This window comes from Dactylosporangium sp. NPDC000521, assembly GCF_042898305.1.
Taxonomy (GTDB): Bacteria; Actinomycetota; Actinomycetes; order Mycobacteriales; family Micromonosporaceae; genus Dactylosporangium.
In genome coordinates this window covers 237,967-249,678 of sequence record NZ_JBIAYW010000015.1, presented here as the reverse complement: position 1 = coordinate 249,678, position 11,712 = coordinate 237,967, and the positions used below count along the sequence as shown (strand labels likewise).

The 11,712-nt window shown below is 72.2% G+C and carries 3 protein-coding genes; all 3 read right to left on the bottom strand.

Translation table 11 applies throughout. The features are described from left to right. Positions 1-129: 129 nt before the first annotated feature. Positions 130-4,344, bottom strand: a complete 4,215-nt coding sequence (locus tag ACFY3L_RS38505; RefSeq protein ID WP_389336006.1) for a ricin-type beta-trefoil lectin domain protein — start codon at positions 4,342-4,344, stop codon at positions 130-132. A gap of 101 nt (positions 4,345-4,445) precedes the next feature. Continuing rightward, entirely contained in the window at positions 4,446-5,471 is a 1,026-nt protein-coding gene (locus ACFY3L_RS38500; protein WP_389336003.1) for a hypothetical protein, read from the bottom strand. Then, positions 5,472-11,540, bottom strand: coding sequence for an RHS repeat domain-containing protein (locus ACFY3L_RS38495; RefSeq protein WP_389336000.1), 6,069 nt, complete (start codon positions 11,538-11,540; stop codon positions 5,472-5,474). Positions 11,541-11,712 lie beyond the last annotated feature (172 nt).

Below are 11,712 nucleotides of genomic sequence, written 5' to 3'. Positions count from 1 at the left end.
GGCCGGTGGGGCCCCATTTTTTTTTTTTTTTTTTTGTGGTGGGGCGGGGGGGGGGGGGGGGGGGGGGGGGGGCCCCGCCCGGGGGGGGGGGGGGGGGGGGCGCCCCGGGCCCCCACCACGCTCATCGGGTCAGAGCCCGAGCAGCCACACCTGGGCCGCGGTGCCGTTGCAGTCGTAGATCCACAACTGCGTGAGGTTGGCGGTGCTGGAGTTGGGCAGGTCCAGGCACCGCCCCGAGACGGGGTTGCGCAGGGAGTTCGCCGGCCCGACCTGCCAGAGCTGGTTGGTCGTCCCGTTGCAGTCCCACAGGTGGATCTTCGACATGTTCGCGGTGCCGTAGTTCACGATGTCGACGCACTTGCCGGCGACCCGGAGCGTGCCGTCGCCGGGCATCGTGAAGATCTGCGAGTTGCCGCCGCCGTTGCAGTCGTACGACTGGATGGGGTTGCCGTTGGTCAGCGCGCCGAGGTTGTTGTCGGCGCACTTGCCGGCGATCCCGGAGCGCAGCAGGCCGATGCCGGTCCACTGCATCGTCCACTGCTGGGCGGCGTTGCCGGCGCAGGTCCAGGTCTGCAGCCGGGCGCCGTCGGCCGTGCTCGCGTCCGTCACGTCGAGGCACAGCCCCGAGTTCGGGTTGCGCAGCGTGTTGCCGGCGCCGAACTGCCATACCTGGGCCGCGCCGCCGTTGCAGGTCCACAGCTGCACCTTGGCGCCGGGCGTGGTGCTGGAGTTCGGGACGTCCAGGCACTTGCCGGCGATCCGGATCGTGCTGTCACCCGGCATCGTCCACAGCTGGGAGGCGTACCCGCCGTTGCAGCCGTACGACGTGACCTGGTTGCCGTCGGCCGTCCCGCCGGTCCAGTTGTCCATGCACTTGCCGGCGAGGCCGGAGTGCACCAGCAGCGGCACGTTGATCGGCACCGTCCCGGCGGCGTACTGCACGGCGCCCGCGACGAGCTGCACCTCGTCGATGTCACCCTTGAAGTACTCGGCACCGGCACCGGCCGCCATCGTGCGGCCGATGTTGAACGGACCGGCGGCGTCGAAGTTCGCGCCGACGGCGGTCTCGGCCTGGAACTGCTCGTTGACGTACAGCCGGATCTTCCCCGCCTGCGCGTCGTAGACGGCCGCGAGGTAGGTCCAGGCGTTGAGCTGCGGCGCCGCGAACGAGTTCGCCCGCACGACCGCCGGCGCGTCGACGTCCGAGCCGCTGACCACGAAGGACCAGCGGTCGATGGCCTTGTCGTACTTGACCGCGAACGCCGCCGTCCGGGTGCCCTGCTGGCTGAAGGCGGTCCGGGAGGTGGTGTTGTCGGTCAGCTTGACCCAGCCCGAGACGGTGAACGACTGGTCGGTGTGCACGACCGGGTTGTCCGTGCGGGCGTGGCCGGTGACGCCGTCGAGCCGCATGCCGGTGCCGACCTTGCCGGCGTCGGTCGTCGGGATGGACACGACCGGGAAGAAGTTCAGGTCGTTGTACATCCCGGACGCGTCCCACTCCGGTCCGGTCTCGCCGATGGAGTCCATGTGCCACTCGCCGACGTTGGCGGACCCGCGCGGGTCGACCAGGGAGGCCAGCTCCGAGGTCAGCACGCGCCGCGGCCACACCTTGGCGTCGGCGACCCAGCCGTTGAACACCGCGCCGGTCGGGGTCCGGCCGATGCCGAACGCGCCGGTGGCCTTGAACGGCTTCGCGTTGGGCAGGCTGGAGATCTGCTCGACGCCGTTGACGTAGATGCGCTGCTGGCCGTTGGCCGCGTCGTAGACCGCGGCCAGGTGGGTCCACTTCCCGACGGCGGGCGGGCCGTCGGAGAACACGGTCAGGGCGGTGGCCCCGGCGGTGTCGCTGCCGACGGTGTCGAAGGTCCACCGGTTGGACGCCGCCGAGTACCGCAGGCTGAACGCCGTGCGGTTGGTGCCGGCGGCGCTGAAGACCACCCGGTCCGACGCGGTGTCGGCGAGCCGGACCCAGGCGGAGACGCTGAAGCTGCGGCTGGTGTCGAACACGGCCGGCGCGGTCGCCCCGTTGCCCGCGGTGCCGTCGAACCGCACGGCGGCGGCGCCGTTGCGCAGCCGGCCGGGCTGGCCGAGGCTGCCACCGGCCAGGGTCGCCGGCCGGGCACCGAACTCGTCGGCGAGAGTGGTGCCGCCGCTGTCCGCCAGCCGCCAGTGCGCGGCCGGCGGCGCCAGGCCCGCCACGGTGAAGGGGTAGGTCCGGGTGGCGGTGCGCCCGGCCCGGTCGATCGCCTGCACGTAGAGGGTGACCGGCCCGCCGGCCACCGGCGTCCAGTTGACGGTGACGCTGCCGCCGAGCGCCGCCGGCTGCGCGACCTGGGTCGGTGGGTCGGTGAAGCCCCACTTGAAGCTCGTCACGTCGGCCGACGAGCTGAAGGTGAACGCGCCCGTCTGCCCGACGCCGCCGCAGCCCTCGGCGGCGCAGCCGGTCGAGTTGAGCTTGTAGACGTCGCCGGTGACGGTCGCCGCCGCCGGGTTGGTCAGGTCGACCTGCCACTCGCAGCTGCCCGGCATGTTCGTGACCGGGCTCACCGCGCCGTTCGGGTCGGTGCTCTGCGCCCGGAAGGTGTAGATCTGGTTCTCCGCCAGGGTCCCCGTCGTCATCTGCGCGGTCGCGCCGTTCGGCACCCCGCCCTGCGGAGCGGAGGCCACGTCGATCCAGGTGCTCGTCGCGGTGTCCCAGCGGGCCCAGGCGAACCAGGTGGTCAGGGCCTCGCCGTCGTTGTCGGTGTTGCGGGCCCGCAGCGTCGGCGTGGCCGTCGGCACGAACGGCCGTCCGGCGCCGGCGACGCACGGCTTGCCGTCGACGGTGAGCTGGTCCGGCGTGTTCGGCGGGGTGTTGTACGTGATCGCGAGGACCGGGGAGCCGGCGTTGAACCGCTTCCAGTGGTTGAGGCTGCCCTCGTCGACCGCCCGGAGGCCGAGCGTCAGGTCCGGCCAGCCCTGGCCCTGCGCGTACTGCACCAGACCGGTCACGCCGAACTCGATGTCACCCGCGCCGAGGCAGCTCGCGCCGCCGCCGTCGCGGCGGTTGCCGAGCGTCTCCGCGGTCCGGGCGCCGTCCCAGGACGGCTGGTTGTTCCAGGTCGTGGAGGGCGAGATGCCGCCGGTGACCCAGACCTTGGCGTTCGAGGCCGGGTTGCAGGTCCACGAGTGCCGCTGCTGGACGCGGAACTTCGCGTCGGTGACCTGCTTGCCGATGACGCCGGAGATGTCCATGCGGAACATCGAGCGGATGATGTAGTCGGTGCAGCCGGTGCAGTCCTCGGTGCGGCCGGCACCTGCGCCGCCCTTGGTGGAGGCGTTGTTCAGCGCGGTGCCGTTCTGCCAGAACGAGCTGTTCACGGTGTCGGAGCGGGACCAGACCGAGGTCCACGCGTTGCCGGAGATGCCGCCGGTCCACGACGGGTCCACGTAGACCGGGTACTGCGTGCCGGGGTCGTCCAGCAGCGCGGCGTCCGGGGTCAGGGACAGCTCGCCACCGGCGACGCTGACCGGCATGACGCCCTTGCGGACCCGGCCCGGCGCCGCGGCCGCGGCCGCACCGGCGGACTTCTCCGCCTGCTCGGCGGGGGGCGTGTCCGTCGTGGTGGACGAGTCCCACGCCAGGGGCGCCGGCGCGACGAACACCGGCTTGCCCTTGCCGTCCCGGGCCTCCAGCGCGCCGCCGCCCGATGCGGCGACCGTCACGCCCTTCGTCGCCACCTTGAACTTGACGTTGCGGACCTTCGGGTTGGCGGCGGCGGTCCGGTTCTTGACCACCAGCACCTCGGAGAAGCCCCGCGCCGACGCGGTCACCTGCAGGTCGACCCCGGGCAGCACCTCCGCGTACGTGGCCGTCGCGCCGTCCAGGGTCGGCTTCGGCAGGGTGCCCGGCCACGACAGGGCCAGCTCGTTGCCGGCGTCGGTGAGCCGGGCGAAGGCCCCGGTGCCGCCGCCGGAGAACGCCATCGGCAGCATCGACGCGGTCGGCACGACCGAGCCGTCGGCGGCGAGCCGCAGCGTCGGGTCGATGTCCGCCCACGTGCCGTCCTGCCGCTTGACCCACCGCGGGTCGACGGTCTGCTCCGACGTGACCGTGCCGGCCGGGTTCGCGAACACCTGCGCGAACCCGGTGCGCAGGCCGGTCACCTCGACCCGCCGGTCGCAACGCTTCGCCATGGCCAGGGCGTCCGCGGCGGCGGGCACCGCGTCGAAACACGGAGGTGCGGCCGGCTCGGCCGCGGCCGGTGCGGCCGGTGCCAGCACGGCGATGGTCCCCGCTGCGGCCGTCAGCGCGATCGCGCCGCCGGCCCGCATCGCGGCGGACAACCGCGATAACTTCCCCATCTGGTTTCTTCCTCCCCGTTACAGGATTCCGTCGCGCGGCAGCCCCGCGCGACGGTGTGGAGCGGTCCGCAGCGGCCGCCGGTGGACGGCCGTGCGACGGTTCAGGCGGGTCGGGTCGCCAGGCAGTCGAGTCGACCGCCCGGGTGCCGGTACCAGACCCGGAAAGGTTCGCGGCCGCCGGTGGAGCGCACGACGCCGGTCTCGCCGCCGAGGGCGACGACGTCGCCGCCGAGGGGCGCGGCGTACCGCAGCCGGGCCGGCTCGCCGGGCAGGTCGTGGTGCTGCCAGGTGTGCCCGGCGTCGTCCGTGTCCCACACCCGCGCGGCGCCGGCAGACAGCCCGGTGACGATCCGGAAGCCGCGCGGCCCGGTGCGCCAGGACCCGCACGGCGCTTCGTCGTCCAGCGTCAGGATGCGGTGGCCGCCCGGCTCGGCCACGGTGAACCACCACCGGCCGGGCCGCTCCGGCGGGCCCAGCGTGCTGAGCAGCCACGGCCGGCGGTCGGCGATCAGGCCGCCGGCGAGCCAGCGCGACGGATGGTCACCGGCCAGCCGCCGCAGCCTGCTGCTCAGCGGCGCCGCGCCGGAGAACGGGTCGTGCACCGCCCGCACCGCTCCGGTCCCGTCCAGCTCCACGACGCGTGGCCCGATGTCGCGGCCCTGTCCGTCGTAGGCGGTGGCGGACACGACCAGCCCGTCGGCGGTGCGGTCGACCGCCCACGCCCGGAACCTGGTCGACGGGGTGAGGCGGTGCCACGCCCCGCCCGACCAGTGCTGGATCCACTGCCCCGGCCGGCCGTTCGGCTCGAAGCCGGCCGGGGCGAGCTCCAGCGCGGTGATGGTGCCGTCGGGGTGGGCCCCCTCCGGCACCGCGTCCGGTGCCGGCCACGGCAGCGGGGCGAAGCTCGCCCCGCCGTCCGTGGACCGCCAGTACTCGCCGCCGCCTGGATGCCACAGCGCGACGACGATCCCGCCGCGGACCCACCACAGGTACGTGGCGGGTTCCTGCGGCAGGTGACCGGTCGGGAGGCTGTGCCGCTCCTGCGCGGTGCCGTCGGCGGCCAGGGCGAGCAGTGTCACCCGGTCGTCGCGCCGTACCAGCGTCACAGCCTCCACACCGTCGATCATCTACTTCTTCTTCCCTCCGAACATGCCTCCGAAGAAGCCACCGATCTTCTTGCCGACCCCGCCGCCGATGATCGCTCCGGCGACACCGCCGACGACACCACCGACGAGGATGCCGACCGGACCACCGCAGGCACCGATCGAGGCACCGATGGTCGCACCGACCTTCGCCCCGACGAGCGCGCCGGCGATCCGCCCCGTTTCCTCGGCCGCGACCTTGACCCGCTCCTCCGGCGGTGCCGTCGCCACGTTGTACACGCCGTAGGCGATGTCGGCCGCGATGAACGCCCGGCCGCCCCACTTCGCGCCCTTGCCGAGCGCGTCCCACATGGCGTTGGACTTGCCCATCGCCTTCGACGCGACGGTGTCGTAGTCCGCGGGCGTCGCCTTGCTGAGGTCCCACCGCCCGTCGGGCAGCTTCACCGCCCGGTCGCCCATCGCCTTGGCGACATAGTCGTCGAAGGCCAGGCTCTCCTTGCCCGGGCGCACCTTCTGCATCATCTCGTCGAACCCGGGCAGCTTCTCGCGCGCCCACTTGCGGACGTTCGCGCGCTCCTCGCTCGCCCACCGCGACGCGGCCTCGGCGCCCTCCGTGCGGCGCAGCACCTCGTACTGCTTCTTGATGTCGGCCATCTTGCGGTGGTACTGGTCGCGCACCTTGCCGACGTAGATCGCACCGACCGCCGGCGCGTAGAGGGCATTGTGGGCGGCTTCGGCGGCCCACTCCTTGAGGCCCGAGCAGTCGCTGCCCTCGCACGCCGGCCGCCTGCCGTCCGCGTCACTGGCGGTGACGGGCATGTTGTTGGCGTACGCGTACCCGTTCATCTGCTGCGGGTCGGTGTCGTCGATCTCCGGGTCGCGGCTGATGAAGCGGCCGGTGCCCTGGTCGTACTCGCGGGCGCCGAGATGGGTCAGGCCGGTGTTGTCGTTGGTGCCGCCGACGAAACCCTTGTCCATGCCGGCCGGCCAGGTGCCGGACTGCACCCGGACCGTGCCGAACGGCGTCTGCCGGCGGGTGCCGACGGCCTGGGTGACCGCGTTGACCACCACCGAGGTCGTGCCCTGGTGGTCCGACGCCATCCAGGTGAGCCCGCCGGCCGTGCGGAACGCGACGGTGTCGCCGCCGTGGGTGTAGTAGCGGGTGGCCGTCTTGACGCCGGCCGTCGTCGCCCGCAGCTCCTGGCCCGGCAGGTACAGCGTCTTGCCGGCCGGGTCGGTGCGGATCAGCCGGCCGCCGTCGATGTCGTAGACGTACGACGTCGGGCCCGAGCTGTCGGTGCTGGTCGCCAGGTTGCCGTCGGCGTCCCAGGTCAGCGTCTGCGTGCCGCTGCCCGGCGCCGGCCGGGTCAGCGTGTTGCCGGACAGGTCGTAGGTGTAGGACGCGGTGCGCGTGCCGAGGTTGTCGGTCGTGGTGGTGCCGGACAGCGTGTGCTTGCCGGTGTTGGTCGCGTAGTCGGTGGTGCGCGTCCCGGCCGGGGTCAGCCGCTCGACCTGGCTGGTCCGGTTGCCGGCCGCGTCGTAGCGGAACGACTGCCAGTAGGCGCCGGTGCCGGTCGCCACCGAGGCGGTCGACGGTCCGGTGGTGCAGTCGGTCGCCGGGGTCCAGGCCTCGAGCAGCCGGCGGGCGTAGTCGGACTGGAAGCACTGCTTGTCGCCCGACGTGAGGTCGTTGACCGCGGTGACGTTGCCGGCCTCGTCGTAGGTGTACCGGACGTCGGACAGCGTCGTCGGCCCGGTCTGCTTGCTGGTCCAGATCTGGTTCAGGCGCCGCGTCTTCTCGTCGTAGGTCCGCACGACGTCGACCGTCGAGCCGCCGTTGTTGCGCAGGTGCAGGGCGGCCGGCTCACCGAAGCTGGTGTAGTCGGTGCCGGTCACCAGGGTCGAGCCGGTGAGCGAGGTGCTCAGCGTGTCCGGCTTGCGCAGGGCGTTGTAGCCCGTCGTGAGCGTCTCGGTGACGAGGTCACCGACCCCGGGCATCCGGGTCGTCGCCGGTGAGCCGTCCTGCTTGTACGTGAAGACGTACTGGTAGGTGCCGGCGAGCGCGCCCTCCGACGGGGGGATCACGTACTTCGTGCTGGTCGGCTGGTAGTCGATCGTGAAGCCGCCGTACTCGGTCGTGTACTGCTCCGTGCCGGCGTACCGGATCGTCTTCACCAGCTGACCGTTGACGACCTGCCCGTTGGCGAGCGTGTCGTACACCCATTCGGCCCGCTTCGGCCCGGTGCTGGATCCGTCGCGGATGCTGGTCTTGCGCCCGATCGCGTCGTGGGTGTACGCGAGGACCACGCCGCGGCCGTCGGTCGTCTTGACCACGTCGTCGGCGTCGTTGTAGTCCATGTTCGTGGTGCCGGCGTCCGGGTCGGACACCGAGGTCTTGCGCCCGCGCAGGTCGTAGCCGTAGGTCCAGGTGTTGCCCACCGGGTCCACGACCTGGACCAGCTTGCCGCGCCGGTCGTAGGTGTACTTCGTCGCGTCGAACCCGGCCGGTGCCGGGTCGCCGACCGTCACGCCCGGCTTGTACTGGCGGCGCTCGACGATCTGCCCGGCCGCGTCGGTCACGGTGGTGGTGTTGATGCCGCCGGGCGGCGCCACCACGTCGGTGTGGTTGCCGCCGTAGCGGGTGCTGGTCCGCCACTTCTCCGTCCCGCCGGGGCTGGCGGGCGCGGCGTCGACCTGGAAGACCTTGTGCGCCTCCCGGCCGGCCCCGTCGTAGAGCGTGGTCGTCTGGCTCGGCACCGTGCCGGTCGGCAGGTACAGGTCGTCGCTCGGAGCGACGGTCGCCAGGTAGGCGTTGCGCTCCGTCTTGACCCGGCCGGCCGAGTCGTACAGCGTGTCGGAGATGACGGCCTTCGGGCCGCCGGTGCCGTCGGACGCCTGCGTCTGCCGGGCCCGGAGCATGCCGTCGTGCAGCTGCCGGACGGTCACGTAGCCGCCGTCGGCGTTCAGCGTCCGCTGGGTGACGACGCTCGGGCCGTCGTTGCGGATGCGGTACTCGTAGGTGTAGTTCGCGGTCTGCGTCGCCTTGTCGCGCCCGGCGAGCCAGACGCTGCGCAGCCGGCCGAGGCCGTCGTAGGCCATGTCGACCCGCCGCCCGTTGGAGTCGACGGTGGTGACCTTGTTGCCGAAGGCCGGGTCGATCGTGACGGTGGTCGCCCAGCCGGGCGGGCTGGTCCGGACCGAGCCGGTGACCGGGCCGCCGGTGGCCGGCACGAACGTGGTGGTCGTGGTGTTGCCCCGGACGTCGGTCTCGCTGTCGACCCGGCCGTACCCGTCGTACGTCCTCGTCCCCACCGTCAGGTAGGTCGGGGTGCCGTTCTGGTACGCCTTGATCTTCTCGGTCCGGGTCGCCAGGCCGCGGATGGGTTGCGCGCCCCACGCCTGGCCGTCGTAGCTGATCCGCTCGTCGCCGATGATGTCGTCCTCGGTGAGCCCGCCCGCGTCGACCTTGGCGCAGCTGACCCCGAAGTCCCGCTCCCGCGAGCTGACCTGGATCCACGCGCCGGTGTTGCGCACGTAGTCGGTCGTCGAGCACTTCTCGTCGCCGGTGACGGCGTCGTCGCCCGCGTCGTCGACCTTGACGCCGACGCCGTAGGTGTCGTCGTACGTCGTGCGCTTGGTGGTCGTGCGCACGCCGGGCGCCCGGTCGAGCGTCGTGCGGGTGTACGCGACGCCCTCCTTGGCGTAGCGCGCGGAGACGGTGGTGCCGTTGATGGTCCTCGTCGCGAGCGCCGGCGACTGCCACGGCTGCGACACGGTCGCGGAGACCTCGGCGCCGCCCGGGCCGTTGAACAGGATGCTCTCCCGGACCATGCCCGAGAACGCGTCCTCGTCGTTCACGGCCGGCACGTTGCCGGTCGCGATGGCCGGCAGCACCACGGTGCGGGTGCCGGACGGCAGCTTGTCGCCGTGCATGCCGCGGAAGTACCGGGTCTCCTCGAAGGTGCGCTCGGCGCCCTCGCCCTTCGTCGTCTGCACCGCGCCGTAGCCGCGCCACACCGACCACGTCTTGAAGTCGGCCTTGATCAGGCCGTCGTCTTCGGTGTAGTGCCAGGCCGGCGTGCCGACGTAGTCGTAGTGGGTGTGGACCACCGGGCTGCCCGCGACCTGGTCGGTCTCGGTCACGTCGGTGACGACGTACTTGTGGAAGAAGTCGACGATCGGGTCGGTGTAGCCGTCCGGGTTCCACTTCACCGGGTAGCAGCGCAGCGTGTTGTTCTGCAGCGCGTTCTTGTCGGGGACGCGGGTGCCCGCGACGCAGTCCGGCGCCGAGTAGGTGACGTCGATCTTGCCGCCGGACTCGGTGTTGATCGTCTTGATCCGCAGGCGGTTCATCGCCGGCGAGTGGTCGAGCGTGTCGACCCGGTTGCTCAGCTGGACACCGACGAAGGTGATGTCCGGCGTGGTGGTGACCTCGCCGGCCAGGCCCTTGCGGGAGATCCGCTCCAGCCACAGGCCGCCGCGGGTGCCGTCACCCGGGTCCGGGAAGGACTGGGTGAAGGTCCAGCTCTCCACGTCGCGGTAGGTGGAGGTGCCGGCGTTGAGCACCTTCGTGGTGACGCCGGTCATCCGCCGCGTCGTCCAGAACGTCGGCGAGCTGTTGGTGCACGGGCTCGCGGTGCACTGCTGGTCCCACGGCGTGTCCGGCCAGTGCGGGCCGTCGTGGGTGCCGCAGTCGGCCAGGCAGCGGTCCGCGTACTGGAAGGTGACCTGGGCCGGTGCGCTGCCGGCGACGGCGTTGTTCGTGCCGTAGTCGATCCGGGTCACGTGCCCGGACCGGTCGTAGGTCGCCAGGTCCGTCGTCGTGTTGTTCTTCGCGTACTTGTTGGTCTCCCGGTCGTACCAGTACGACATGGTGTTGCCGGCCGGGTCGACGACGTGGTCGAGCTGCCAGCGCCACGCCTGCGTGCACGCCGAGTCCTTGAACGCGGCCGCCTTGCACGGCTCGTTGACGTGGTTGCCGAAGACCGGCGCCTTCAGCGTCGAGTTGCGGTCCGCCTGGCTGCCGAACCAGTACTGCGTGCCGTCCGGCGTGGTGGCGACCCAGTACTCGCCGTTGCGGGCGCCGTTGCCGGAGCCCCACTTGCGCTCGACCCGCACGCCGTCGGCGTTGCGCAGGAACCAGCGGTCGGTGTTCGCGCCGTCGCGGATCAGGTCGCCGGAGTGCTCGCCGAGCGACAGCGTGGCGTTGTCCGTGGTCCAGCAGAGGTCGCCGGTCTTCACGGTGTTGTTCGCCCCGTTGCCCATGTCCTCGGAGCACGTACGGTAGCGCCGCTCGATGAAGCCGGGCTCCCAGTCGAAGCCCTCACCGATCATCGACGGCTGGCTGTTGGCGGCGACCATCTTGCCGTCGACGCCCGCGGAGGAGTACCCGAGCTCGATCACCGGCGCCGGTCCGCCGACCGACGGCGGCGTGCGCAGCGGGTACTTCCAGCTGAAGTCGCCGGAGTTGCCGCCGCTGGACCAGGTGCCGGACGGCTTGAGGTCGGTCGCGGCGTAGTCGCCGGTCGGACCGGCCGGCGCGGCGGCGACCGCGAGCGTGGTGGCGGCGCCGACCTGCACCAGCCCGCTCACCGTGCCACGCGCGGCGTCGTTGCCGGCCGGCGTCACCGTGGTGGAGCCGTCCGGCGACGTCAGGCGCAGCCGGTCGCCCCAGTCGGCGCCGTACGCCCAGCGGAAGGCCGAGTAGTCGACGCTGACCCGGACCGTGGTGCCGGCCGGGGTGCCGTCGACCGGGCTCACGCCGACGAGCAGGCCGTCGACGCCGGCCCGCGCGGCCGCCGAGCGGTCGAACACCTCGACCCGCAGCCGGGTCGTGCCCCCGGCGGACCCGGTCTTCCCGGGCAGGTCGAGCCGGATCGGCGTGCCGGCGACCCGCGCGCCGGACGCCGGCACGTCGACGACGGCGGTCGCCGGTGCCGGCCAGACCGCGGGTGCCGGCCGGAACGGCTTGCCGGTCACCTCCTGCAGGGCCGGACCGGGCTTCACGTTGCGGCCGGCGACCTGCGACTCACGCTGGACCGACGGCGCGTCCTGCCGTGCCGAGCCGGGCACGAACTGCAGGACTGACACCACCAGAGCTCCGACGAGCACGTAGGACGTGGCTCTGGCACCTGGTGGCCATGCCAACGGCCCACGACGTCGAATCCGTTCGGAAAACACCGCTGACCCTCCCCGTAGACAGTCGATGAGACCGATCCCGAGGAGGTAAAACGCGCAGCATGCATTGGCGCATGTTCATACGCAG

Coding starts and splice junctions, on each gene's coding strand:
- ACFY3L_RS38505 (WP_389336006.1), bottom strand. CDS start 4,344: ATGGGGAAGTTATCGCGGTTGTCCGCCGCGATGCGGGCCGGCGGCGCG.
- ACFY3L_RS38500 (WP_389336003.1), bottom strand. CDS start 5,471: ATGATCGACGGTGTGGAGGCTGTGACGCTGGTACGGCGCGACGACCGG.